This window comes from Shewanella sp. HL-SH8, assembly GCF_051165765.1.
GTDB lineage: Bacteria > Pseudomonadota > Gammaproteobacteria > Enterobacterales > Shewanellaceae > Shewanella > Shewanella glacialimarina.
On sequence record NZ_CP195039.1, the window covers coordinates 1,643,278 to 1,669,556 of the forward strand.

At 41.6% G+C, this 26,279-nt stretch carries 18 protein-coding genes; 11 read left to right on the forward strand and 7 right to left on the reverse strand.

The annotated features are described in order from the left end of the window. Positions 1–30: 30 nt before the first annotated feature. The 3 genes from ACRWQN_RS07325 to ACRWQN_RS07335 all read left to right on the forward strand — a co-directional run bounded on the left by ACRWQN_RS07325 (position 31) and on the right by ACRWQN_RS07335 (position 5,108). On the forward strand, positions 31–645 hold the full coding sequence (locus tag ACRWQN_RS07325; protein ID WP_434940329.1) for a sigma-70 family RNA polymerase sigma factor: 615 nt from the start codon (positions 31–33) through the stop codon (positions 643–645). Positions 646–647: 2 nt separating this feature from the next. After that, positions 648–1,559: a hypothetical protein gene (locus ACRWQN_RS07330; protein ID WP_434940330.1), complete on the forward strand. Its 912-nt coding sequence runs from the start codon at positions 648–650 to the stop codon at positions 1,557–1,559. A gap of 279 nt (positions 1,560–1,838) precedes the next feature. Further along, positions 1,839–5,108: a S41 family peptidase gene (locus ACRWQN_RS07335; RefSeq protein ID WP_434940331.1), complete on the forward strand. Its 3,270-nt coding sequence runs from the start codon at positions 1,839–1,841 to the stop codon at positions 5,106–5,108. Positions 5,109–5,871: 763 nt separating this feature from the next. Here the strand turns inward: ACRWQN_RS07335 and ACRWQN_RS07340 are convergent. Next, entirely contained in the window at positions 5,872–6,363 is a 492-nt protein-coding gene (locus ACRWQN_RS07340) for a DUF2938 domain-containing protein (RefSeq protein WP_434940332.1), read from the reverse strand. Between the two features lie 90 nt (positions 6,364–6,453). Here ACRWQN_RS07340 and ACRWQN_RS07345 point away from each other — a divergent pair, with 90 nt between their 5' ends. After that, entirely contained in the window at positions 6,454–6,843 is a 390-nt protein-coding gene (locus ACRWQN_RS07345) for a helix-turn-helix domain-containing protein (protein WP_335667261.1), read from the forward strand. Positions 6,844–7,356: 513 nt separating this feature from the next. On the opposite strand, the gene ACRWQN_RS07350 is transcribed toward ACRWQN_RS07345, so the two are convergent. Continuing rightward, entirely contained in the window at positions 7,357–8,193 is an 837-nt protein-coding gene (locus ACRWQN_RS07350; RefSeq protein ID WP_434940333.1) for a M14 family metallopeptidase, read from the reverse strand. 105 nt (positions 8,194–8,298) lie between these two features. Here ACRWQN_RS07350 and ACRWQN_RS07355 point away from each other — a divergent pair, with 105 nt between their 5' ends. Continuing rightward, entirely contained in the window at positions 8,299–8,460 is a 162-nt protein-coding gene (locus ACRWQN_RS07355; protein WP_434940334.1) for a hypothetical protein, read from the forward strand. A 65-nt stretch (positions 8,461–8,525) separates the two neighbouring features. On the opposite strand, the gene ACRWQN_RS07360 is transcribed toward ACRWQN_RS07355, so the two are convergent. Further along, the gene (locus tag ACRWQN_RS07360; RefSeq protein WP_434928632.1) at positions 8,526–8,963 is read right to left on the reverse strand and encodes an OsmC family protein; all 438 of its coding nucleotides are present in this window, start codon (positions 8,961–8,963) and stop codon (positions 8,526–8,528) included. A 401-nt stretch (positions 8,964–9,364) separates the two neighbouring features. Here ACRWQN_RS07360 and ACRWQN_RS07365 point away from each other — a divergent pair, with 401 nt between their 5' ends. Further along, on the forward strand, positions 9,365–12,343 hold the full coding sequence (locus tag ACRWQN_RS07365) for a TonB-dependent receptor (RefSeq protein ID WP_434940335.1): 2,979 nt from the start codon (positions 9,365–9,367) through the stop codon (positions 12,341–12,343). A 96-nt stretch (positions 12,344–12,439) separates the two neighbouring features. Beyond that, positions 12,440–16,774, forward strand: a complete 4,335-nt coding sequence (gene pulA, locus ACRWQN_RS07370; protein WP_434940336.1) for a pullulanase-type alpha-1,6-glucosidase — start codon at positions 12,440–12,442, stop codon at positions 16,772–16,774. Between the two features lie 116 nt (positions 16,775–16,890). Here the strand turns inward: pulA and ACRWQN_RS07375 are convergent, their stop codons facing one another. Next, positions 16,891–17,535 carry a DsbA family oxidoreductase gene (locus ACRWQN_RS07375; RefSeq protein ID WP_434940337.1) on the reverse strand — a complete coding sequence of 215 codons (645 nt, stop codon included), beginning with the start codon at positions 17,533–17,535 and terminating at the stop codon, positions 16,891–16,893. A 386-nt stretch (positions 17,536–17,921) separates the two neighbouring features. On the opposite strand from ACRWQN_RS07375, the gene hpf reads away from it, so the two are divergent. Beyond that, complete coding sequence (gene hpf, locus ACRWQN_RS07380; RefSeq protein ID WP_434940338.1) at positions 17,922–18,278, forward strand: ribosome hibernation-promoting factor, HPF/YfiA family; 357 nt, start codon at positions 17,922–17,924, stop codon at positions 18,276–18,278. A gap of 95 nt (positions 18,279–18,373) precedes the next feature. On the opposite strand, the gene ACRWQN_RS07385 is transcribed toward hpf, so the two are convergent. Then, complete coding sequence (locus ACRWQN_RS07385; protein WP_434928636.1) at positions 18,374–19,093, reverse strand: YebC/PmpR family DNA-binding transcriptional regulator; 720 nt, start codon at positions 19,091–19,093, stop codon at positions 18,374–18,376. 368 nt (positions 19,094–19,461) lie between these two features. On the opposite strand from ACRWQN_RS07385, the gene ACRWQN_RS07390 reads away from it, so the two are divergent. Further along, the gene (locus ACRWQN_RS07390; RefSeq protein ID WP_434940339.1) at positions 19,462–19,731 is read left to right on the forward strand and encodes a DUF2375 family protein; all 270 of its coding nucleotides are present in this window, start codon (positions 19,462–19,464) and stop codon (positions 19,729–19,731) included. A gap of 49 nt (positions 19,732–19,780) precedes the next feature. Here ACRWQN_RS07390 and ACRWQN_RS07395 read toward each other — a convergent pair whose 3' ends face one another. Next, entirely contained in the window at positions 19,781–20,359 is a 579-nt protein-coding gene (locus ACRWQN_RS07395) for a TetR/AcrR family transcriptional regulator (protein ID WP_226410610.1), read from the reverse strand. Between the two features lie 126 nt (positions 20,360–20,485). Here ACRWQN_RS07395 and ACRWQN_RS07400 point away from each other — a divergent pair, with 126 nt between their 5' ends. Together ACRWQN_RS07400 and ACRWQN_RS07405 are read left to right on the forward strand one after the other, a co-directional pair. Continuing rightward, on the forward strand, positions 20,486–21,529 hold the full coding sequence (locus ACRWQN_RS07400; RefSeq protein ID WP_434940340.1) for an alkene reductase: 1,044 nt from the start codon (positions 20,486–20,488) through the stop codon (positions 21,527–21,529). 249 nt (positions 21,530–21,778) lie between these two features. After that, a complete protein-coding gene (locus ACRWQN_RS07405; protein ID WP_434940341.1) occupies positions 21,779–23,101 on the forward strand; it encodes a leucine-rich repeat-containing protein kinase family protein in 1,323 nt (440 codons plus the stop codon). On the opposite strand, the gene ACRWQN_RS07410 is transcribed toward ACRWQN_RS07405, so the two are convergent. Next, positions 23,090–25,888, reverse strand: coding sequence for an EAL domain-containing protein (locus ACRWQN_RS07410; RefSeq protein ID WP_434940342.1), 2,799 nt, complete (start codon positions 25,886–25,888; stop codon positions 23,090–23,092). The two genes, ACRWQN_RS07405 and ACRWQN_RS07410, sit on opposite strands and share 12 nt — an antisense overlap. Between the last annotated feature and the right edge of the window lie 391 nt (positions 25,889–26,279).

Below are 26,279 nucleotides of genomic sequence, written 5' to 3' on the forward strand. Positions count from 1 at the left end.
GTAAACAAACGGATTTTTAAGAGAGTGTGCATGACAGCAAATAATAGTGAAACCCTTGAGTTAGACGTAAATCTTGTTAATGCGCAAAGCGATGAGCAATTGATGTTAGCTTACCAGTCGGGCGATATAAAAGCATTTGAGGCCCTTTATACCAAACATAAAGGACCGCTATATCGTTACTTTGTGCGTCAGCTTTACGATAACGTCTTGGCGGAAGATTTATATCAAGAGGTGTGGGGCAAGGTAATAAAAGCGGCGGTAAATTATCAGGTCAGTGCTAAATTCACCACCTGGCTATATAAAATTGCCCATAACTTAATTATCGATCACGTTCGCGCGGTAAAGCCCTTGGATGACACGCAAGAGTTGGCAGAAGATCAAACCATGGACAGCTTTAACGCTGCGTCAAATGTAGAACCTGATATCCAATTGCAGCAACAACAGCAAGCTAGATTATTACAAGCCTGTATTGATTTGTTACCTGCAGTACAAAAAGAAGCCTTTTTACTTAATGTCGAATTAGGCCTGACCGCATCTGTTATTAGCGATATTGCGCAAGTGACAGTGGAAGCAACTAAAAGTCGTATTCGCTATGCTTATCAAAGTATTAAATCTTGTGTCACTCAAAAATTACAGGCGGTATAAAGATGACTCAACAACATGATGAAACATTTTTAGCCTTACAAGATGAAATCGCTAAGCTATACCATCAAGGCCCCAAACCGCAGCCATCAGCGCAACTAGATGAAGCGATTTTAGCCCAAGCACAAACCGAATTAAGCTTAAGTCAGTCTGCGGCACTAGCGCTAGCGGTTCAAAACCAGGACGAAACGAATGTTGTAAGCATAAAAGGTTGGCGACAATATCGTTGGCAACTGTCTTCCGCAGCATCAGTGGTGCTGGTGGCAGGCTTGTTTATGATGATGCCGATGAAGCAGCACTATAATTCATTAGAGCTTAATCCATCCGGTCTAAACTCATCAGATTTTGAGGCGTTATCATTGGATATGCCAGTGGCTGATAACCAAGCTAATGACATAACAGCCTCTGCCGCGCTTAAGTCTGCGCCCATGTCATCACCTAACTCGACTGCACCTAATACCTCAGCAGCACCTATGTCTACAGCACCTCAATTGTCGTCATTCGCCCAAGAGCAAAACATCGTCGACACTCATAGCGCAGATGATAGATTTAGCAGTAAAGGATCGTCGCAAACAAGTTTATCGCAGCAAGCTGAACAAGCGAATGAAACCGCTAAAGTGGTTGAGCAAGTTGAGCAAAGTCGTCAGCAAAAAATGATGTCGGAACTCAAACCATCAGAACACAGTGAACTTACCCAAGTTGCTAATAATCAATATTTAAAAGACTCAGGTATGATCACCTTAGATACCGCTGATAAAGCGATGCTAAGGTTAACTGAGTTGGTTAAATTAAAAAAATTGTCACAAGCTGAGCGCTACATGTTAACGATGGAGCAACGGTTTCCTGAGTTGAATAATCTTAATCATCCACTACATGAAGATTACAACAAGATTAAGCAGCAATTAACTGTAAAGTGATGTTTTATAAATCAAACTAAATAGTCTCTATGGGACACATGTCTCTTAGAGCCTATTTTAGCGGTGATATTTATCACAGCACTTCACGTCAACTGATACCTTTGCCACTTAATATCATTTCCATTGAGCTTCCTCTCTTCAAAATAAGTAGTCTAGCGTTATGAAGACACCGCAATAAAGGCGATTAATCTGTTGCCATTAGTTACATTTTTAGGCTTTTAAAAAAGTCACATTCTGGTAACTTGTCTGCTAACAAAAATAATATGGAATAAACCCTTAATGAAACTTCGTCGCTCAGTATTAAGCTGCATGATTGCCCTAGGTTGTGTTAGTGCGTTCTCATCAGTGGTGCAAGCCAGTAATGGTTATTATCGCGCCCCCGCATTACATGACAATACCTTAGTGTTTACCGCTGAAGGGGATTTATGGAAAACCCAGCTTAATAGCCAAGTCGCCAGTCGGTTAACCACTCAAGCGGCGGAAGAAACCGATGCCAGTATTTCCCAAGATGGACAATGGATTGCATTTAGCGCTAACTACGAAGGTGCAACAGAAGTGTATGTTATGCCTATGGCCGGTGGCGTGGCCAAGCGGGTCAGCTTTGAAAACTCGCGGATAAGACTACAAGGCTGGACAGCCACAGGTGAGATCCTGTATTCCACAGACAATGCCTTTGGTCCAGCAAACTTCTGGGTATTAAAAACCATTAATCCTGATACGTTAACGGTAACTAATTTACCGCTTGCCGATGCGATAGAAGGGGTGATTGATGCTAAAGGCGAATATGTTTATTTTACCCAATTTGGTCTGCAGGCCAGTGGTGATAATGCCAAAGTGTATCGTGGCGGCGCCAAAGGTGAAATTTGGCGTTTTGGTTTAGGCCAAGACAAAGAAGCACAGCAGTTAACCACCCAACATGAAGGGTCAGTACGTCAACCCATGTTGTGGCAGGACAGAGTTTATTTTATTAGTGATGCATCGGGTAATGATAATATTTGGTCTATGTCATTAACCGGAGGCGACATTAAGCAACATAGCCAATATACCGATTGGCAGGTCAGAGATGCTAAATTACATCAAGGTAAAGTGGTTTTTCAGCAGGGTGCAGACATCAAATTATTTGATCTCGCCAGTAATAAAGACTCGGTTGTGGATGTTGAATTAAGCAGTGACTTTCCCCATCGACGTGAGCACTGGGTTAATGATCCAATGGATTACGCTACCTCAACCAGCTTAAGCCCTAAAGGCGATCAAGTGGTGATAACGGCTCGTAGCCATGTTGCTATAGCCAATAAAGATGATCGTCGTTTAATTCAAATAGCGTCGGCACCAGAGAGTCGAGTACGTGATGCATTACTGAGTAAAAATGGTAAATGGGTATACGGCATAAGTGATGCTTCTGGTGAACAAGAAATATGGCAATTCCCAGCCGATGGCAGCGAGGGTGCAAAGCAGCTGACTAAAGATGGCAATACGCTACGTACTAGTTTAAAGCTGTCACCGAGTGGTCGATATTTGGCCCATGACGATTATATGGGCAATGTGTGGCTACTTGATTTAACCACGAGTAAAAATAGCAAAATCGCCGTCAATGGCGAAGGTCTAGGGCCATATCAAGATATTGTCTGGTCACCAGACAGCGAATATATCGCATTAACTAAAGCCGAAATCGGTAAACAACGCCCGCAAGTCGTGCTGTATTCAGTTAATGAATCTAAAGCGCAAACACTGACCTCTGATAAATATGAATCATTCTCACCAAGCTTCAGTTTAGATGGCAACTGGCTGTACTTTTTATCTAATCGTGATTTCAATGCCACGCCAAGTTCACCTTGGGGCGACAGAAACATGGGCCCGGTGTTTGATAAACGCACCCAGGTTTTTGCCCTAGCGTTAAATAAAAAAGCACTATTTCCGTTTGCTAAAACAACCGAGTTATCAGTACAAAATGACAAAGATGATGAGGATAAAGTTGAAACAGCCGACATAAAACTTGAATGGCAAGGCTTGGCGCAACGACTATGGCAAGTGCCTGTTGAGTCAGGCAATTACAGCCGTTTACAACAATCAAAATCAGGTCTGTATGTTATTGATAGTGTGAATGATAAAAGCGCTTTAAAGTGGATTAAGTTCGATAATGTCGCGCCAAAAGTGGACGTATTTGCTGAAGATGTCGCTGACTTTACTCTAGCTGATGATCAATCCACTATTTTACTGCGCAAACAAGCCAATCCGAAAGAGTTATTGATTGTTGCAGCGGGTGAGAAGTTACCTGCAGATGTGAGTCAGGCGAAGGTCAAAACAAATCAATGGCAATTACGCATTTCACCTATGCAAGAATGGCAGCAAATATTTGAAGATGCGTGGTTAATGCACCGAGATCAATTTTTTGATACCCAAATGCGCGGACTCGATTGGCAAGCGACTAAGGCTAAGTATCAACCTTTACTGCAAAGGGTCACCGAACGTAACGAGCTAAACGATATATTTGAACAAATGATGGGCGAGCTGAACTCGCTACACTCGCAAGTTCGCGGTGGCGATATAGCGCAAGATGCAGATGCGGCAAAATCGGCGTCACTCGGTGCACGGTTAAATCTGAGTTCCAAAGGCGTTGAGATAGCCCATATTTATCAAAATGATCCTGAGTTACCGAGCCAGGCTTCACCATTAGCCCGTATTGAAGTTGATGCCCAAGTGGGTGACATCATTAAAGCCATTAATGGTAAGCCAGTGGCAAATTTAGGTGATGTAACACAGCTATTGCGTAACCAAGCCAACAAACAAGTGTTATTAACCCTAGAGCGTGGCAGAAATCAACATAAAACCGTGGTGTTACCTACCGACACTAACACTGATGCCACATTGCGTTATTTAGATTGGGTGCAACATAATCAAGCTAAAGTTACCGAATCATCAAAGGGTGAGTTTGGTTATTTGCATTTATACGCTATGGGCGCGGGCGATATCGAAAGTTTTGCGCGTGAGTTTTACACCAACTACGACAAACCAGGATTAATCATCGATGTTCGCCGCAATAGAGGCGGTAATATTGACAGTTGGATTATTGAGAAATTACTGCGTAAAGCGTGGGCATTTTGGAAACCAACCCACGGTAGCGCTAGCACCAATATGCAGCAAACTTTCCGCGGACAACTGGTGGTACTGGCTGACCAAATGACTTACTCAGATGGTGAAACTTTCTCTGCGGGAATTAAAGCCCTAGGTATCGCGCCATTAATTGGTAAGCAAACTGCAGGTGCAGGAGTGTGGTTATCCGGTCGTAACAGCGTTACTGATAATGGTATGGCAAGGGTTGCTGAGTATCCACAATATGCAATGGACGGTCGTTGGGTAGTTGAAGCCCATGGGGTTGAACCTGATATTGAGGTGAACAACTTACCCCATGCAACCTATCAAGGTGAAGATGCGCAATTAGAAAAAGCCATCAGCTATTTAAAAGAGCAGCTAATACAAAGTCCTTATCAGCCGTTAAAAGTGCTCCCATTACCTAAAACAGGTAAGGCGGATGATATTAAAGCGAGTTAATCAGCCGATCCCACATGGTCAGATAATGTCGATTTAATTAATTACAGCCCCATCAATGATGGGGCTGATTTATTTAACCTAAACTCAATTAAATTTTATTGGTGTTAGATAGACTTCAAGTGCAAATGATCCAGCGAGACGGCGGATTTTGGTTTTAAAATCAGCATCCATGTGGGCTTAACCAAACCAATAACATCCATGCCTCTTGCTCAAAAATATTTCACTTAGTGAAAATTCGCCCTGTTTTGGATACTCGCTGGCTTATCAGCACCTGAATTTTTGTTTCTTCGATTAAGCTTCATTGATGGCTGTGGAAAACGATGAACACAAAAAGTTAGCTCATTTCTGGACAGTTCCAATTAAATCCTCATAGGTTTGAGATTGACTACAAGTGCAGATGATCCAGCGAGACGCCGCAAGCACGTCCATGTGGGCTTAACCAAAACATCCTTGTTTTGGATACTCGTTGGCTCATCTGCACCTGAATTTTTGTTTCTTCGATTAAGCTTCATTGATGAATCGAGAAAAGTCACACAATAACAAGAGTAAACTCGTTTCTGGACAATACCTTGTTAGATTTTTTGTTCTATTCGTCAGGCATCAGATAAGGTTTAGTATTGCAAATTTCATAAAGGAAGTGAGCAACATCCTTGTTGCCCATCCGATAACGACACTGTGAGATTTATTCATAGAACAAGCATGAAGAAACCTGAGCATTAACATTACTCGACTTGAAAAACAGGCTCTTATTGCAGAACAGAGACTAAATTAAGTACTTCAAGACTAAAGCAGCCCCAAACAGGCCAACTCCGTAGACGCTGTGTGCCAATAAACTTAACCACCGCGCTTTCCACGGTGACGGCATTTTACTTGCTGCAACCCCAAAACCAAGACAAGGTTGGATGATGCAAAAAGGAAACACCATAGTCACAACACCAGTGAGTAAAGCAGGAGTCATACTTGGATCAGTTAGCCACGCTTCTCCCAAGATAAATACATGAATCAACGCAAAAACAATACCTATCAAGTAATGTAATATCCAACCTAAAAGCTTTTCTCCCCTGACAGCTGGTGTAGCCATAATAGGTCGGTGTACCAACTGTCCTCTAGGAATTAAAGCTACCCAACGAGCCACAAGTGCATAGTCAAGTGATGGAGTGCTAAATATGTTTTTTTGCAACCAAGCCCATGCATCCATGATTAACGTAGCACCAATACCAACCAAAATTGCTTGTAGCCAAATAAAAGTTTCCATTCAGTCCTCCACTTTGTGTTTTTTCTTGAGTTTGTTATATTGGCAGACATGGTACAACTTGAAGTCGACTTTAAGTCAATGGCGAATTTTATGGATATTGCAGAAGTCTCTCGTGAATCTGGGTTAGCCCCTTCAACACTGAGATATTATGAAAAACTCGGACTTATTCGATCTATTGGTAGAAAAGGGCTGAGACGTCAATATGCCCCAAAAGTTTTAAATAAATTGAATATCATTTCACTTGGACGCATTGCGGGATTATCGTTAAATGAAATCTCAACGATGTTTGATGAATCCGATGAATTAGCCATCGACCGCACTTTACTTACGCAAAAAGCCTTAGATATTGATATTCAGATTAAACGGCTGAAAGCGGTACGAGATAGCCTTAACCATGTAGCGACCTGCCCGCAGTCATCTCACTTAGAGTGTCTATCATTTCAAAAGCTGATGAAATCGGTTAAACGCTATTTGTCTTAATACCTGTGGTGAAACTTAAACACTAGAACAGTATTGTTGCCTAAATCGAGATTAAAGGAACTTTTAGTAGCTTCGTCGATCTGAGCTGACAGTACTTTCCAACAAATGCATAGAAATGGACAGTAGTCCGACATAAGAAAATCTAAAGCAGAATCATATTAACAGCTTATGTATGAGTAAATAAGCTAACAAGAAAAGGGGCAAAACCAAGTCAGTGTTTTAAAAATAATCTTATTCTACTCAATCTTTAAAACTAGCAGGTTAAGAAAATACTCGAAAGGTTCATTATGGTGATTTGCGAGCCGACCATCCGACCCAGGGATGGGGCGGCTGAGCTACAAGGACTTTTTTATTTCGAAAGAATGCTGCGTGTCGGTGAGTAAATGCCATACTGAACCTACATCGATAAACTTCACGTATATTATTTACTATGAGTGTAGCTGCATATTTCCACACAAACCTTGGGGAAAAAATGTGTTAGTCCTTGATAGGCATTTATTAGCACAGATGAGGTTATTGACTATTTTCATTAACAAAGTGATTGATAAATAAAGCCATTACATCTCTATTAGCCAGAACACGTTGATCAAACTCTTGTTGCCCTGGGGTTTCAGTGCAAATCGCAATTTGGCTACCACTTTGAAATAACGCACTTTCAAATGAACTATCAAAATGATTGAAAATAATGCCATCTTTAACAGGGCATTCATCAATCTCACCATCGGCTGCAATAGGAAAATATCGTCCTAAACTATCGCGTAGCTGGTAACTTAGCGGACTAGGCAACGCATGAGATTCTAATGCATACAAATAAGTGTCATGCAGTAACACATCTTCGTGACAGGTTAATATGCCATGCTTAGAGGCTGCCAATAATGTGGCCATAGATTGTTGTAAAATAAGCCCTTCGACCGACGTGTGCGGATTCGACACGACTTGTCCTGATTGATATATAAAACCGCGATTAGGGTTTTGCTGAAACAGATTTAATCGGTTTCCTATACTGAATCCGCTTGGGTTAACTAGAGGTAAAATACTCAAATTAACTTTGTTAAGCACGCTAGAGCCAAGTTGAGCTAAGGCGCTGATTAATCCCCATGGCCCAGCCGACTCTTCACCGTGAAATCCCGCACAGACTAGAATAGATGGTTTTTCTGAACAGAGGTTTGCAGATTGATATAGAAAAAGAGGATATTGCTGGTGGCTATCATCAACAAAGCCTAATCGTATTGCCTGCATGTTTAGACGCTTAACTTGAGCAGATAAATACCTCTCAAATTGTTGCAAGTCGTTACTTTGGCAGTTAAATAATGCACTGTTCCACTGATAGTTTTCAAATAATTGTGTCATACATATTACTTCTAATAAACCGTTTTTACATAGTAAACAGAGGTTATCAAAATGACCATACAAAAGTGTATGGCTTAGTCTGTCATAGTGTAAAAAGGTGCTCAAATGAAGATAATGGCGCAAGCTTCTGCTAATCAGTCGATTGATATTGATGGCGTGAAAACCTACCAAGTGAATTTAATGTTTGCAGCTGCTCAGGCCACAGTTCAAGGTTACAAGTATTGGAAAACGGATTTTAGACACGATTTCATGCAAAAATCTGAGTAATCTACTGTGCAAAACTGATAAAAAAACCGCTAAATAGCGGCTTTTTCAATTTTTGCACACACAATTTAGTGTTTAATTTCAACTTCACAGGCTAAAGAATTAGCGATAAAGCAATTGGCGTGGGCTTTTTCATGAATTTTAGCGATGGTTTCTTCGCTTACTTCAAGGCCATCGGCAAACACAACCTGAGGATAAAGGGTCATTTTAACCACTGCAATTTTACCTGCATCATTTTTACCTAAATCAGCAATGGCGTTATCAGTATAGCTATCAACCGGTAAACGTTTTAGGTGTGCAATGGCCAGAAAAGTCAGCATATGACAAGAAGACAGCGCAGCTAATAAGTTTTCCTCTGGATTAACTTTATCGGCATTGCCTTTATATTCCGGCGCTGATGAAGCTTGAACCGCTTGACCACTGCCATAACTGACTTGATGGTCACGATTAAACTCACCCTCTGGTGCAGGTGAAGTGTGCCAATCAACAGTGACTTTAAAACCCATCTGATACTCCTAGTTTGAGCGACCACATTGCATTCACAATGCGTTATTCGGTGCTGATTCAACACTAACTGGACGCTAATGTCCATGTTTTATCTATGCTTTTAGGCGCTCGGTTTAAATGATTTTCATATGAGAGCTAACACAAAAGAATATGACGCACCCCAAATTAATTACAAAGTATTAATTTATAACACTAAAAATACACAAGTTAGCTTTTTAGCTGTGATGTTGAAAATTCAATTGTTACCAATATGTTATGAATACGTATGCATTGTATTGTTATCAAAAGGGGGAGAAGCCTAGTATATCGGAATAATAAGTGTCCGGTATTCTGCATAATGTGGGTGGTATATCCGAGTATTGGACAACAATAAAAACCTTAAAGGTGAAGGGGAAAACCAATGCTCAAAAGTAAACCCAGTGTTTTATCATTGGCTTTAGCAACAGCAGGTATGAGCGTGATGTTCATGTCTTATGGCGCTAATGCAGCAGATGATATAAAGCCCATAGTGCAACAAAAAACAGTTAAAGCTGATGCTAGCCTTGAAGTGAATAAAACCACCAGTGATCAAGCTGACAGTGATGTTATTGCAGATGACACGCTTGCAGAAAATGATCAAGAAATCGAGCGCATCGCCGTCAAAGGCTACAGCCGCAGCCTTATTGATTCACTTAACTCTAAACGATTTAGTGACACGGTGTCCGAGCAATTATCTGCCGATGATTTAGGCGCCTTGCCCGATGTCTCAATGGCCGATGCATTAACGCGTTTACCGGGTATTTCCGCGGTACGAACCGGTGGCCAGGCCGCTGAAATTAACATTCGCGGTATGTCTGGCGGGTTTGTGTTTTCAACACTTAATGGTCGCGAACAAGTGTCTACTAGTGGTTCACGCAGTATTGAATTTGATCAGTATCCATCAGAGCTTATTAGCTCTGCTGCGGTTTATAAATCCCCTAAAGCATCACTTATTGAAGGCGGCGTAGCCGGTACGGTTGAGCTGCAAACCATTAGCCCTTTAAGCATAGATAAAGACCATAGTTTTGTCGTCAACGCCCGCGGTATGCATAATGATCGCGCCAGTGAAGTGTTTGGCGCAGAAGAGTACGGTAGTCGCTTAAGTTTTTCATATCAAGGCAAGTTTTTAGAAGACACGGTAGGTATTGCCGTCGGTTATGCTCGTTTAGAACAGCCTAGCGTAGCAACACAGTTTATTGGTTTAGCTTATAACGATTCTAAAGAAATAGATGGCCTAGCGAACGACACCAACGGCCCAGTTGATAACCCTAGCTATGAATATATTAGTGAAGGTTTTGAAATGCAGCATTTAGGCGGCGTTGAAACCCGCAATGGTTATATGGGCGCCATTGAATGGGCACCAGTAGATAACTTTGTGCTTAAAGCCGATGCGTTTATGTCTCGTTTTGACAGTGAATCGTTTGCCCGCGGTTTTCGCGCCAAATTAGGCGGCCGTAATGCCAGTGTTGCTAATCCGGTATTTGACGGTAACAGCGTCGTTGGTGGTACGTTTAATCGCACCTCAAAAAGCTATACCCGAGTAGAAATTGTTAACGATGACAATCAAGATTTTGATGAAGTAAACAACTTTGGCATTAATGCCGACTGGCAAGTGACTGACCGTTTAAATGTGAATGTTGACGTGTCGTTATCATCGGCTAAAAGTGATTTTCGCAACGGTTTGTTATGGGCCAATGTCGCCCAAGATGCTAATGCAGAAACCCCTATTTTTGATGAAAATGTGTCAATCAGTTATTTACTCAATGGCCTAGATTTACCCGATGTGGGTTTTAATCAAGCCGATGCTTTTTCTGATATAGACCGCGTAATGGTCAGTAAATACGGTATTTATCCTTTTCTGAATGAAGATGAAGTTAAAGCCTATCGTGTTGATTTTAAATACGACTTAGAAATGGATGTGATTACCAGCGTTGAGTTTGGCGCGCGTTATTCTGACCGTAACTATTCAAATGACCGCTCGGTATTTGAATACGGTAACGATGGTGCGTTTTCTAAATCTCAGCCACCCTTAAAACTTACCGACGACATGACCACAGTGGTCGATTGGCAAGGTGACTTTAGTTACTTCCCATCTTATTTAGCCATTGACTTAGATTCCGCGTTAAATGCCTGGTTCCCAAATGGTGTGCCACAACCGGTACAAACCTGGGGCAATGCGGGTGGCGTTATCGACCCTCAGGGTTACACCACTAACTACTCGTGGACCATGCTACAAAGCGGTGAAGTGTATGAAGAAGTATTATCTGCTTATGTGATGGCTAACATCGATTCTGAAATAGCGGGTATTCCTGTTACTGGTAACTTTGGTGTGCGTATGGTTGATACCGATCAATCTGCCACCATGCTGCAAAACGTTGAAGGTGATGTAAATCTCGGCGCGCAAAATATTGCTGACAGCATTGGCATTATTAACCAAAACTACGCGCCAACGATGCAAGGGGTTAGCTATACCGATTATCTGCCATCGATTAACTTGAACTTCAAAGTGGCTGAAGACTCACAAATACGGGTTGCGGCAGCCAAAGTGATGTCACGCCCACCGATCAATCGTTTAGCCGGTGATATCAGTGCATCAGTATCCGATGATGGCAAAATTAATGGTTCAAGCACCAACAACCCATTTTTAATGCCATTTTATGCAGATCAATACGACTTATCCTTTGAGCAGTATTTTGATGAAGGTGCATTTGTTGCGGCCATTTTCTATAAAAACATTGATTCATTCATTGATACCGTCGCGATTGAAAACTTTGACTTTAAAGGCAATGGATTCAACGTACCTGAATATATCACTGATGAAATCAGCGGTGAGCAAATTGCCACCACCAATGGTACTTACACCACAGCAGTGAACAACGCTGAAGGCGGTTACATTCGAGGCTTGGAACTGGCTTACACCCAAGTGTTTGCCTCGCTGCCCGATGCCTGGTCTGGATTAGGCTTTAATGCAAGTTACTCCTACACCGAATCTGAAGTGCAATCAATCACTAACCTTGGCGGCGATACGACAGCCCAAGCTTTACCTGGTCTGTCTAATAACGTTGTCAGTGCCACCTTGTTTTATTCCTATGAAGGTTTTGAAACCCGCGTAAGTGCGCGTTTCCGTGATGAATTTGTCTCGGAACAGGTCGCTATTAATGAGCAAGTGGTTAACTTTGACGGCGAAACCGTGATTGATTACCAGGCGTCATACCAAGTCACTGACGGTCTAGGGGTGTTGTTTCAGGTGAATAACTTAACCGACGAGCCGACAAGAAGTTACTTCGGCACCGAAAACAAAACCGGCACCTTGCAGTACTTTGGTCGCGAATTCTATATGGGGTTCACTTATGCGATGTAATCAATTAGCAATTATCAAAGTTACCAATATAACAATAACAACAAATACCAACCAAGCGGTTGCTCTACAGCAAAAAGTGATGGGGAGAAGTCAGTCATGATGACTAAGTCAACAATTACGACATTCAGTGTATTTGCACTGAGTATGACAGCACTAATGGGGTGTGGCAGTGACTCAACCGAGCCAGGCACAGTATTACTAACTTGCAATGTACCAAACGTACCTAATGCAGGGGGAACAGAGTGTGTGCCGCCACCACCATTAAGTTGCCCTGCACCTAAATTTCCCGATGCTAATAATGAAAGCTGTATTGTCGGTTACAACCCCGACTTGCCTATGCCTTCTGTACTTGCTGGGCCTAATCAGGCTGTGTTGTATTACAACCGCATTAAAGATAAAGATAACAGCAGTGGTAATACTAATTATCCCGGTTATAAGCTCCATTCATGGAACAATGATACCTGTGACGCCTATGCGCCACCCTTTGATTCAACTGACTGGGCTAATGGCCACTCTTTTGATGGTATCGACCCAAACTACGGTGCTTACTGGTTAATCAATTTAAAAGAAGGTTACAGCGAGTGCGCTAACTTTATCATTCATATCGGCACTGAAGGTTCAGGCAAAGCATTAGGCGATGGCGATTCAGTGATGAACCTTAAGTCTTTTGCCGATGACTCTGCCCCTGAAGCACAATTTAACCGTGCTAACTTCACCATTCACGGTGAAAGTGATGTGTATGACTATCCTATTTTAGATGTCGGCTTTGCCATTGATGGCGCCAGCGCTCATTGGTTAGATCAAAACACCTTTGTGTGGAATGAATCGCCAGAGGGTATCGCTAAATTTGTATTACACCATTCAGCCACCGCAGGTATTGAAGCTGATAACGACAGTAAGATCAACGGTATTCAAGTTGAATTAACCGAAGCAACACTGACTGACGAGCAAAAAGCCTTCGTGCCGCATTTAGCACAATGGCCTGCTTATGAAGCTAACTTTAGCCTTGATGAAGCGAAAAATATCGCCAAAGAACAATTAGTATTAGTGGCGTACGACAGTGATAACAAGCCCGCTGCCGCAACTCATGTTCAAGTGGCTAAAGTGTTAGATGCACTTTATACCCGGGGTGATATGGATGCCGATGAAGCTTCATTAGGTATCATGTATGACAACGGCATTAGCGCTAAAGTGTGGGCGCCAACAGCGCAATCGGTTAATTTGAAAGTTTATGACAGTGCTAAAAAGCTAACTAAAACTGAGCCCATGACCTTAGATAGCCTAAGCGGTATTTGGTCATTTAGTGGCGACATGAGCTTAGACCGTCAATATTATCGCTATGAAGTAAAAGTCTATCATCCAGTATCGAAAAAAATTGAAACACTGGAAACCACAGATCCCTATTCACTCAATGTATCAACCAATGGCCGTTATAGTCAGTTTATTAATTTATCTGACGATGACACCAAACCCGATGGTTGGGACGGGCACAGTGTTGCAACGGTAGAAAATCCAGAAGATATCGTTATTTATGAAGGTCATGTACGTGATTTTAGTATCAGAGATGAAACAACATCTGCCGCTAATCGTGGCAAGTATTTAGCCTTTACTGAGCAAGGCAGCGCGCCGGTTGAGCATTTACGTCAACTTGCTGAAAGCGGTGTTACCCATTTTCATGTATTGCCAGTAACCGATATTGCCACCATAGAAGAAGATGTGACTAAGCGGATTGAAATTACCGATACCTTAGGCATGTTATGCAGCAAAATTGCTGATAATGCTAAAGCCTGTAAAACAGAAGATAAAGCCGCCAAAATTGTTGATATATTAGCGGACTTTTTACCTGGATCTGGGGATGCACAAGATCTAGTCAATGCCATGCGTGGATACGATGGTTTTAACTGGGGTTATGACCCACAGCATTTTATTGCACCAGAAGGCAGTTATGCTTCAAGCCCTGAAGGGGTTGCACGAGTAAAAGAGTTACGTGCCATGAACCAAGCCTTGCATGAGCTCGGTTTACGCGTAGTACTTGATGTCGTGTATAACCACACCAGTTCATCAGGATTATGGGACAACTCAGTACTCGATAAAGTGGTACCGGGTTATTACCACAGATATAACGAAATCAGCGGCAAAATTGAATCATCAACCTGTTGTGACAATACCGCCACAGAACATAGAATGATGGACAAGTTTGTGTCTGATTCAATGGTGATTTTAGCCAAAGAATATGGCTATGATGGTTTTCGTTTTGACGTCATGGGCCATATGCCTAAAAGCAGTATTCTAGCGGCTAGAGAAGCGGTTCAAGCGGTTGATGCCGATAACTACTTCTACGGTGAAGGTTGGAACTTTGGTGAGGTGGCTGATAATCGATTATTCGAACAGGCAACCCAAGCCAATATGGCTGGCAGTGAAGTGGGCACTTTTAACGATCGTATCCGTGAAGCCGTGCGCGGTGGTGCGTTATTTGCCACAGACCAAAAAGATGATTACTTACGCGACCAAGATACACTGCGCTTATCTATGGCGGGTAACTTACAAAACTACATCCTAAAAGACTTTAACGGCAATTCAGCCAAAGGCAGTAGTTTTAGCTGGAACAGCCAACCAACAGGTTACACCTTAGACCCAGCAGACAGTATTAACTATGTGTCAAAGCATGATAACGAAACCCTATGGGACATTTTACAATATAAGCATAACGTCGGTTTATCGTTAGAACACCGTGTTCGAGTGCAGAATATTGCAGCCACCATTCCGTTAATGAGCCAAGGTATTCCATTTTTCCAAATGGGCGGTGAAATGCTGCGCTCAAAATCAATGGACCGTAACACCTACGATGCCGGCGATTGGTTTAACTGGGTCGACTTTAGCAAAAACAGTAATAACTGGAATGTTGGCTTACCTTTAGCGCAAGACAATAAAGATAAATGGTCGGTGATTAGCGGTATTTCAGCTAATCCTAATGCCGCCGCGTCAATGTCAGAAATTGATTTTGCATCAAGTGTGTTTAATGAGTTTCTATCGATTCGTCAATCAAGCAAGTTGTTCCGCTTAACCACAGCGCAAGACATTATCGACCGAGTGGGTTTCCATAATATTGGTAAAAACCAGCAGCAGGGCGTGATAGTCATGAGCATCGACGACGGCTTAGGGCTAACCGATATTGACCCCGCAGTTGACGCCATAGTGGTGATGGTAAACGGTAGCGCACAAACCCAATCGCATACCATAGCAACCGCAGCGGGCTTTAGCTTACATGCTAAACAAATGATGTCGATTGACAGCACAGTGCAAGACGCAAGTTTTAGCCAAGGTGATGCTGACGGCACCTTTACTGTGCCGGCTTACACCACAGCAGTATTTGTTAAAACTCAAGGTGATGCTCAAGGCGAAGGCTTAAGTGCCAATGCGACCGCAGGTGCACCCGATGTTGTGCCTTATGGCAGCACAGATGTCTTTGTGCGTGGAGGCATGAATGGCTGGGGTGAAGTGGATAAGTTCACCTATGTAGGCGCAGGCGAATATCGCATTGCGATTACATTAGCCGCAGGCAGTTATGAGTTCAAAATAGCTTCTGCTGACTGGAGTACTGTTGACTTTGGTGCAGTGTCGGCCGATGTTGCAGCGGTGGATGAAGATATCGCAGAGCAACTGAGCGCTAAAGGGGCCAACATGATCTTTACCGCCGCTGCAGATGCCACCTATGTGTTCTCATTAGATGCAGCAAACAAAGATAACCCAGTACTAACTGTGTTCAATGAAGAGCCATTTGTTGGTACATCGGTTTACTTACGCGGTGACATGAATGGTTGGTCTACTGACAGTGAAATGGTTTATTTAGGTGGCAGTTTATACCGCGCTGAAATTATGGTCACAGCAGGCACTAAAGGCTTTAAAATTGCCTCAAGTGACTGGAGCAGCGTAGATTATGGTAGCGCAGATGCTGACGGAACGGTTCAATTAGGACAGCCTAAAGCGTTAGCGGTAAAAGGCGCTAATTTAGGCTTTAATTTTGAAAGCGATGCCATGTACAGTTTCACATTCGACATGAGTAACCGTAACGAACCTATCTTAACCATAGATAAAACCGATATGTTTGCCGGTAATACCGTTTATATTCGCGGTGGCATGAATGGTTGGGGGGAAGTTGATGCGCTTGCTTATCAAGGCTCATCTGTTTACACGGTTGATATCGCCATTACCGCCGGTAATTATGAATTCAAAATCGCCACAGGTGATTGGTCTACCGTCGACTTTGGTGCTATTGCCGCTGATGAAACCGTTGTTGAAGGTGCGATTAAAACCTTAGCTAAGAAGGGCGCTAACATGAAGTTATCTGTCGCCAGTAATGCAACCTATCGCTTTACGGTAACCGGGCCAAGTAGCGACTCACCTACCTTGAATGTGACTAAATTGAATTAACCGATATAACGCAACAAAGTTGATTAAATATCAATAACAAAAAACCAGCGCAAGCTGGTTTTTTTATGGGGCTAGGCTGAGTAAACTAAAGTAGAGCAAGCTGAGGCTGAGTTTATTTACTCTGCTGCCGACTGTTTAATAGCTTCAATTAGGTAATCCGCACTTTGTGCACCTGAGATCAAATACTTTTGATTCAATATAATCGCTGGTACAGCACTTATGCCTCGGCTTTGCCATAAGGCCTGCTCTTGTCTAACCGACTCGGCAAATTGCTGTGATGCTAATACTTGCTCAGCTTCGGCACGGTCTAATCCAACACTGTCGGCAAGGTTTAATAATACTGCAATATCATCAGGGTTTTGCTGCTGGGTAAAATAGCCATCAAATAAGGCGAGCTTAAGCTCAGTTTGTTTATTAAATGATTTTGCCCATTGCAGCAGCTGGTGTGCATTAAAGGTATTGTAAATACGCGACTGGTCGGTGAAGTTAAACTCAATATCCAGTGTTTTACCTATAGCCGTTAAATTGGCCCGATTCTGCTGACTTTGCAACGGTGTCGAACCGTATTTTTCAGCTAAATGCTCACCAAGGTGTTGACCTTGTTTGCCCATATTGGGATTTAACTCAAAAGGGTGCCAAGTGATTTGCACCTCAAGATCAGTAAAGGAGATTAAGGCTTGCTGAAGTCGCTTATAGCCAACGATACACCAGGGACACATAACATCTGAGACAATATCTATTTGCAGGGTTTTGAGTGACATTGGGTTAACCTATAGATTAATTTAAGTTTATTAAAGTAGGGTACAACTAACTTAACTGGTTAAATTTTAACTTAAAAAGCCACTTATTAGATGGCTTTGTGAGCTGTGTTGTAAAGCGAGTAAAAGTAGTGAACAAAGTTACTTGTTTATGTCTATACTAAGTGTGTATGGTGATGTTAACTCAAATTGAGAACAAGATTGTTCAAAAAGTTGGAGCTAACTTTACTGATGCAAGCAATATAGAATTAAATTACAGATGTGACTTTATGCTTATTTTGACACTTTTTGATTTAATCTCTTGAAATCTACAGTAAATGCCCCAAGTTCTCTTTTATACAGTCAATTAATACGACATTAAAGAAACGTTATAACGCTAAGGACACTTTATGAAAATAAATCTTTCTGGTCACCATGTAGATGTTACTGACACTGTCAAACAACATGTAGAAGAAAAGTTCGCCAAGCTTGCTAACCATTTTCCAACCCTTATTGCATTAGACATTATTATCGCGAAAGAACACGGCGAATATGATGTAGAAGTTAGCACTAATTATGAAGGTACTCGAATTGCCGCTAAAGGCCTTGATTCAGTGATGTACCCCGCTATTGCAAGTGCAGCTAAAAAATTAGACGCAGCACTTAAGCACCGTAAAGGCCATTTAAAAGCAGATTTGCATGCTAAGCCTGAAGTTACCGCGCCAGAAATTGCTTATGAAAAAGTACAAGAGATGGATTTACGTTAATTAGTTTTTAAATCCAACACTAATAAAAAACGCAGCCTAAGCTGCGTTTTTTGTTTATGGCATCAAACTGAATTCAGTGTGATGCCATAAAAGAGTTATTCGCTAATCTCAGCATTGTGATACACGTTTTGTACGTCATCACAATCATCTAATGCCGCTAAAAACTTATCAAAGCTTTCGATATCTTCGCCGCTGATCTCAGTCATGGTTTGTGGTACAAAAGCTAAGTTTTCTACCTTGAAATCAATTTCTGGGAAGGCTTCAGTTAACACTGTGCGGGCATTGTTAAATTCAGATACCGGTGTAAATACACTGATAATGCCATCCTCAAGTTCTACATCGGCAACATCAACATCAGCCATCATAAGCAGTTCTAAAATCGCTTCATCGTCATCACCATCAAACACAAATACCGCTTGATGCTCGAACATATGGCCAACAGTACCTGGACCGCCTAGCTTGGCATCATTTTTAACAAACGCCTGGCGAACTTGAGTAAAAGTACGGTTACCATTATCCGTTAGGCAGTCAACAATCACCATACAACCACCAGGGCCAAAACCTTCATAGCGAGCCGTATCGTAGTCTTCACCACCGCCGCCACGGGCTTTTTCAATAGCACGTTCAATAACGTGTGCTGGAACTTGATCTTTCTTCGCGCGGGCAATCAAGCTACGTAGTGCTAAGTTGCCATCAGGGTCAACACCGCCTTTAGCGCAAATGTAAATTTCTTTACCGTAACGTGAGTAAATGCGAGTCTTTTGGCCAGCGGTTTTCGCCATGGACTCTTTTTTATTTTGATATGCTCTGCCCATCTTAATCTCGTTTTATTAAATGTTTAATGCTAAAAATTGTCGTCGATTCTAGCAGGAATCATTCAAGCTGTTTAGATCAGACTTTAAAAAACGTGTAGATAATCTATATTTAAATCAACATATGTCGGTTTAAGCGAGGTTATATTCAATCAACAAAGATGATTTTGGCAACATTTTGGTTACCTTTGTTTCTTTTTGTATAGGATTAACGCGGTAAAAAGCATATTATTAAACTTAAAAGTGATGTGATTTTTGTTATGACTTAATCACATCACAGTATATAAATGAAAAAGATTGATAGACTGAATACGGAATATTGGCTAATTAATCCTTCACTTAACTAGTGTCTACTGGTACGAGAGTAAAGAATGAAATCTGAATCAAAGCAAGATGCAAATAGCGATAAACCGTCATTAGCCACTGTGACAATATTATTTTATGAAGCACCCGCAGGGCTTGAAATGCATAACACAGTATTAACTGATTTAACCATTAGTGAGTCTGGTCGGGTGATGATCCCTGATAGCTTTTCGTCGCGGAAAATCGATTATTGCGGTATTAGATGGCGAGTGTACTATTTTGAACGCTTTGGGCGAGCGAGTATTTTCTCAAAAAGTAATTGGTTAATAGCAAACTAAACCCATATTGGAGTTCAATAAAAATGACGCTAAAGGCGTCATTTTGTTTTTAAAGTAAGCTATTAAATAATTTGTCAGCTAGTGGTAACAACACTTCTTTTGTTGGGTGTGTATGGGCAAATGTGCGCAAACCATAAATGCCCATCATTAAAAACTGTGCCTGTAATTGGCTATTAGTGTCGCTGTCGATTAGTCCCTGTAATTTTGCCGCTTCAAACACCTGCTCAATGCCGAATTGCCAGGCGTTAAGGTTGGTATTAATCAACTGACTAATATCTTCATCTTGCTCACCCACTTCATTTAACGCTTTGGTTAGCAAACAAGCCTGGGTGGCATCACAACTCAAACACTCTTCTACAATGCCCGCTAAATAAGTTTTTAAGTTGTGCAACGGGTTATTGTTATTGGTAAACAATAGTTGAAATTGCGCGCTGCGGTCAGCATGGTATTGGCCTATTGCCGCTAGCAGTAAGCCCTTTTTGTTTTCAAATGCACAATAAATTGATCCTGGGTGCAATCCAGTCGCTTTGGTTAAATCCGCCATGCTGGTTTTCGCATAACCTTTCATCATAAATGCTCGCATGGCCGCACGCAGTACAACTTGGCGATCAAACTCTGCATTTCTCATGGCGTTCTCTTTAGCATTAGTAATTATTGGGTGAGTTTAACCAATTTTGAATAAACATTCAAAAATTACTTGAATGAATATTCAAATAAGATTATCTTGAACGCATATTCAAGAACGGAGACTGTCATGTCAGCCAATTTATTCCAGCCTTACTCATTAAATAATTCATTAACCTTAGCCAATAAAATCTTAATGGCGCCATTAACGCGTTGTATGGCCGATGCCAACTTAGTACCAACCCAACAAATTGCTGACTATTACGCACGTCGTGCAGAAGCTGGATTGATCATTAGTGAAGCCACTATTATTCGACCTGACGGTCAAGGTTACCCAAATACACCTGGCTTATTCAGTCCTGAACAAATTCAAGGGTGGAAAGTGGTAACAGATGCGGTGCATAAAAATGGTGGCAAAATATTTGCCCAACTATGGCATACCGGTCGTGTAGCGCATCCACACTTTTTTGGTGGTGGTGATGTGTTATCTGCTTCAGCCGTTGCGGTTGAGGGCAGTGTCCCAAGAATGCGAGAACTGACATACCAAACACCTAAAGCTGCCACTAAAGAAGATATAGTGCAGTTAGTTAAAGATTATGCCCAGGCTGCAGCGAATGCAATTGATGCCGGTTTTGATGGTGTTGAAATTCATGGTGCTAACGGATATTTGATTGATCAATTTTTACACCATGACAGTAACCGTCGTGATGATGAATATGGCCAAACCCCTGAAAACATGTCTCGTTTTGCATTAGAAGTGCTTGACGCAATTGTTGAACGTATTGGCGCAGATCGTACAGGTCTTCGTTTATCACCGGGCGCCTATTTCAATATGGCAGGCGACAAACGTGACCGTGAGGTATTCGATTATTTATTACCACAGGTTGCCAAACGTGATATTGCTTTTGTTCATGCTGGGATATTTGATGACTCAATGGAGTTTGACTACTTAGATGGCCGTGTATCTAGCTACTTACGTAAAGTGTATCCAAAAACCTTAGTGGGTGTGGGCAGTTACACTGCGGACTCAGGCGCAAAAGCTATTTCAGACAACAAATTTGATTTACTGGCTATTGGCCGTCCATTTATTGCTAACCCAGATTACGTAGCCAAAGTGCGTCAAGGTGAAGCGGTTGTTGAATACAACGACGCTATGTTGGCTGAACTTATTTAACACCATTGTTTGATCTGCTTTGTTAGAGATCACTTAGGATATTATTTTCATTCAGATGAAAATAAAACTAAAAATCAACCCCAATTGACAATTTTAGTATCCATTTTACCACTGCTATGCAGTGGTTTTTTTTGCCTGTCATTTCAGCCGCCATTCCAATATGAATCTGATGACATTTGCTATCAAGCAACAGCTTCTTTACAATCCCGCCTTCATTTAGCACATTACTACATCGACAGGAATATCATTATGCATACGTTAGCTCAGCTTGAATCAGGCGAACTTAAAGGGCTTGCACGTGTGCAAATAGTGGCAGAACTGACCGAGTTTCCAAGAGCGATATTCTCATTAGCTGACAGTTTAGAAATTTTAGACTTATCGAATAATCAATTATCAAGCCTACCCGATGACTTTGATCAATTAAGCCAGCTGCGCATCGTGTTTTTGTCACAAAATTGCTTCACTGAATTACCTGAAGTATTAGGTCGATGCCCTAAGCTTGAAATGATTGGTTTTAAAGCCAATCAACTTACCCACGTGAGTGAACAGGCTTTACCCGACCATACACGTTGGTTGATATTAACTGATAACCAGTTAACCCATTTACCAGATTCAATCGGCCGCTTAACCCAGCTTAAAAAACTGGCGCTAGCCGGTAATCAACTAACTGAATTACCGGGCAGTATGGCTAACTGTCGTGAGTTGGAATTAGTGCGGTTATCAGCCAACAAACTGAGCCATTTACCTGATTGGTTATTCGACTTACCCAAACTCAGTTGGTTAGCGTTTGCGGGTAACCCTTTTAGCCATGTTGATGAATGTTTGAATAACAGCGTGCCAATGATCCACCCAGAACACTTGCATTTTAGCGCCCAAATTGGCCAGGGTGCATCGGGCATTATATATAGAGCGCATTGGCTTGATAAACCCGTGTCCCAAGCACATTTGCCCGACAATGTAGCAGTGAAAATGTTTAAAGGCGCTATCACCAGCGACGGTTACCCAGCAGATGAGCTGGATTGTTGTTTAACAACGGGTGAACATAACAATTTAATTCCCGCCATAGGCCAAATTCATCATGGTGAACAACTGGGGTTAGTAATGGCGCTTATTCCAGAGGGTTATCAAAATTTAGGCCTGCCACCCTCATTAAGTACCTGTACCCGAGACACTTTTAACGCTGATACGCAGTATTCTGTAGAGGCGATAGCGCATATTGCAAAACAAATGAGTCACACCATGGACCATATGCATCAGCAGCAGGTTAGTCATGGCGATATCTATGCACATAATATTATGGTGGATGATGAGTTTAAGGTGTTATTTGGTGATTTTGGCGCAGCGTCTAATTTAGCTCACTTACCGCCGCAACAGCGCCTGAAAATGCACAAAATTGAAGTGCGTGCATTAGGTTGTTTGATTGATGATTTGTTACGCTTAATTAAGCCAGAACATCCACAACAGTCAACTTCCAAGTATGCTGAATTAGCAATATTAGCAAAGACTTGCATGCAAGGGGATGTATTACAACGGCCTGATTTTGAGCTGATTTTGAAACAGCTACTCAGCTGAATAAATCGCTAATGCTTGAGCTATGGATGCTGCAGGTTCGCCCAGTAAGTATCCCTGGGCATAATCAATTTCATACTGGTTAAGTAAGCTGAGAATAGCATCGTTTTCGACAAACTCAGCGACGGTTTTTTTACCCATTTTATGGGCGAAAATAGCTATGGTTTCAACCAACAACTGCGCTTTAGGATCGCTATCTAAATGGCGGATTAATGATCCATCTATTTTGATAATATCAATATCTAAACTGAGCAAATGCACAAAGTTCGAATAACCTGCGCCAAAATCATCAATCGCAATTTTGCAGCCTAACGGTTTGACTAACTTAATAAAATGCTCCACCGCCTCGTAGTTAGTTATTTCTTCACTTTCTAATAATTCAAAGGTTATCCGCTGCGTGGTGTCCGGTTCACTTTTAAGTAAACTGACAATAGCCTCCAAATTTTGTGCAATGGCAATATCATCTAACGTGATGTTAACAGAAAACTCATAGGGCTGATTTTTAAACAGTGCAATTGACTTTTGCAGCATACAGCGCATTAACTGCGGATAAATGCGTGATTGTCTGGCTGCTGCCATAAACTGGTGTGGCGCTAATATTTGCCCATCGGGTAGTTGGAGCCGCATCAAACACTCAAACTTTATTGGCGCATCAATTAAAGGCTGAATAAGTTGAACATAGGGCACTACCCATTGCTCTTGTGCTGCTTTAGCTAGCATTCTGCTTTGGCGCATGTTTTCTTCAAATGCTGCTGAATTAGCCATTTCGCTGCTAAAACAGCAATAAGTCAGCTGTTGTTTTTTAGCAAAGCGCCTTGCTAAATCAGCATGCCGATGTAGTTGGTTTGCTGAAGTTGTTGAACTTGAATTAGCTATGGTTGAACCAGGTATATTTTTAGCTAATACTTGCTGATTAACCGATAACAGTGCTCCGCCAATACTGACGGAGATATAATATTCACTATCTTTGATAAGCAGAGGTTTTTGACAAACATCGTCAAATAAAAGCTGTCCAAGTTTTGCCAATTGTAGATGATTATTTGAACTTTCGGTTGATACTAAATTTGATACTGTGTCTGAGGTTAATATTTGAGTTGTTAATGTTACGACAAATTCATCAGGGCCAGTTTTATATAAGGTAATCGGCCTATTTTTAGCGGCTAATCGATTGGCAACCTCAAGTAAAATCTCATCACCGGTATCGACACCATAAAAGTCATTAAACTCACCAAAATCGTTAATGTTAATCACCAGCAAAGCGCCAATAGATTGCTCTGCAAGATCACTATATAATTTTTTTCGATTAGGTAGCGCCGTTAAACCATTAAAATATGCTTCTTGATATAACTTACTATTTTGCTCTGCTATTTGGGTAAAACTGTCCTGTAAAGACTGGCGCATGTTATTGAAGTTTTCAGACAGTTGCTGAATTTCATCCTGGCTATTGATGGTTAACACCTGTGACAAATCGCCCTTAACAATATTTTGAGTCCACTTGGTTAACTTTAAAATATCTTCAGTGACCATTTTACCCACACGGGTGAATAACCAACTCGATAATACAATTACCCCGCCAAGCAAGAGTAACTGAAATAGAAACATTCTTAGCAGTTCGTCACCGTAAAGCTTTACTTGAATAGACCCCGCATAGAAGCCTTTTAACTGGCCGCGATATACAATCGGCTGCACAAACTGACTAAACCCAAGTATCAACTCAGCAGTCCGTGTGCGCGATGTTTCAACCCCATTCATATTCTGCGGTCGTGACATTATTACTATCTGGCCTTTTTGCGCTTCAGCTATTGCTTTGGGCAGCAAGTCACGCCACATACCGTCAACGAAGTAGTCGCGGCTATTATTAAAACCCAGTTGTTCAGCCCGAGACTGTTGGATTTGTGCATTTTGCCCACGGTGGCGCAGGGTAATTAACTGGCCATTTTTATCCAACACAGCAAAATCGGAAAGGGTAATTTGAAATAAACTACTTTGGGTTTTATCAATGCGCGTGGTAGCAGGGACAAAAAACTGACTTAACCCCCTATTGATATTGTTTGCTTGTGTGTCCAGTTGTTCAAAATCAACTCCCTCACCATGTAAAATCAGATGCATAGCGTGCACGCTATCGATTAAACCTTGTTTAATTAATTGTCTATTTAGATGCAGTTGATAACTGAAAAATAATAGTTGCGCGCAGGCCAATATCAGAATATTACTGAGTACTAATTTACGATGAAACGGTATTTTTTGGTGCAGTAACCAGTAAAGAAAGGGTTCGAGAATACAAAAGAGTAAAAATGTACCTAATAACGCTGCGGTAAGAATTTGGCTAATTAAAGTGATTTTTGGCCAATCAGCTATCCGTATAAGCGAATTTTCGCCACCCCAGGGGTTAACACTGGTTTGAGGGTTATTAGGGTCTAAAATCCACACCGGTTCGACTTTATTTTGAATAAAAAGCACTAATTTATATTCAAGATCCCCAGGGTAGACCGGTAAGTCAAAGTACCACTGCTGGTTTTGTTGTGTTAGTTGATAGAAAGTGTCGTCAATATGCCAGTCGCTGAAGCTGCCACTCACAAAGACCTTTTCAATAATTGCATCATGCTTTATGCCCCACTTATCACGAGTGGCGTTATCAACATTGACCGGCAACTGAATACGATAGGGTTCAAGCGCCCCAGACTGTAAGGCGCTAATGATAATGCTTTGTATCGGCCACAGTAAACATAAGCCAATTAATATGGCTACTCTGAATTTCCACTTATGTAAATAATGGGCAATTAAACTCATTTACTGGCAACGCCTATGGCAATCATTTAGTGTCATCACTTAGTCAAAAATTATCGAATGAAACCGCGACACATGCCATCCTTAATACGAGTAATAGAACATCTGACGGATAGACTAACCAGAAAATCAAATGTAAGTATTTTGTTACTTGTAATATGCGGTGCAAAACTGATTCGGTCAAGCCTAGTATTAACTAAAAACAACATCCTAACCTGATATTTTAGTTTGCCAATTACTGCCATAAGAGTGGTAATACAAGTTGCAATTGGCAGCTAGAATGATGGGCCTGCGGAAGATAAAAATCAGTGTAGTTGAACTGAAAAAAAAGTGCTTTTATGTAAATGAGTATCTGCATAATTGCATATAGGGTATTATCATCAAATGATAATGT

Excerpts from the sequence above, each read along its gene's own strand:
- ACRWQN_RS07325 (WP_434940329.1), top strand. The coding sequence starts at position 31 with ATGACAGCAAATAATAGTGAAACCCTTGAGTTAGACGTAAATCTTGTT.
- ACRWQN_RS07330 (WP_434940330.1), top strand. The coding sequence starts at position 648 with ATGACTCAACAACATGATGAAACATTTTTAGCCTTACAAGATGAAATC.
- ACRWQN_RS07335 (WP_434940331.1), top strand. The coding sequence starts at position 1,839 with ATGAAACTTCGTCGCTCAGTATTAAGCTGCATGATTGCCCTAGGTTGT.
- ACRWQN_RS07340 (WP_434940332.1), bottom strand. The coding sequence starts at position 6,363 with ATGGAAACTTTTATTTGGCTACAAGCAATTTTGGTTGGTATTGGTGCT.
- ACRWQN_RS07345 (WP_335667261.1), top strand. The coding sequence starts at position 6,454 with ATGGATATTGCAGAAGTCTCTCGTGAATCTGGGTTAGCCCCTTCAACA.
- ACRWQN_RS07350 (WP_434940333.1), bottom strand. The coding sequence starts at position 8,193 with ATGACACAATTATTTGAAAACTATCAGTGGAACAGTGCATTATTTAAC.
- ACRWQN_RS07355 (WP_434940334.1), top strand. The coding sequence starts at position 8,299 with ATGAAGATAATGGCGCAAGCTTCTGCTAATCAGTCGATTGATATTGAT.
- ACRWQN_RS07360 (WP_434928632.1), bottom strand. The coding sequence starts at position 8,963 with ATGGGTTTTAAAGTCACTGTTGATTGGCACACTTCACCTGCACCAGAG.
- ACRWQN_RS07365 (WP_434940335.1), top strand. The coding sequence starts at position 9,365 with ATGCTCAAAAGTAAACCCAGTGTTTTATCATTGGCTTTAGCAACAGCA.
- pulA (WP_434940336.1), top strand. The coding sequence starts at position 12,440 with ATGATGACTAAGTCAACAATTACGACATTCAGTGTATTTGCACTGAGT.
- ACRWQN_RS07375 (WP_434940337.1), bottom strand. The coding sequence starts at position 17,535 with ATGTCACTCAAAACCCTGCAAATAGATATTGTCTCAGATGTTATGTGT.
- hpf (WP_434940338.1), top strand. The coding sequence starts at position 17,922 with ATGAAAATAAATCTTTCTGGTCACCATGTAGATGTTACTGACACTGTC.
- ACRWQN_RS07385 (WP_434928636.1), bottom strand. The coding sequence starts at position 19,093 with ATGGGCAGAGCATATCAAAATAAAAAAGAGTCCATGGCGAAAACCGCT.
- ACRWQN_RS07390 (WP_434940339.1), top strand. The coding sequence starts at position 19,462 with ATGAAATCTGAATCAAAGCAAGATGCAAATAGCGATAAACCGTCATTA.
- ACRWQN_RS07395 (WP_226410610.1), bottom strand. The coding sequence starts at position 20,359 with ATGAGAAATGCAGAGTTTGATCGCCAAGTTGTACTGCGTGCGGCCATG.
- ACRWQN_RS07400 (WP_434940340.1), top strand. The coding sequence starts at position 20,486 with ATGTCAGCCAATTTATTCCAGCCTTACTCATTAAATAATTCATTAACC.
- ACRWQN_RS07405 (WP_434940341.1), top strand. The coding sequence starts at position 21,779 with ATGCATACGTTAGCTCAGCTTGAATCAGGCGAACTTAAAGGGCTTGCA.
- ACRWQN_RS07410 (WP_434940342.1), bottom strand. The coding sequence starts at position 25,888 with ATGAGTTTAATTGCCCATTATTTACATAAGTGGAAATTCAGAGTAGCC.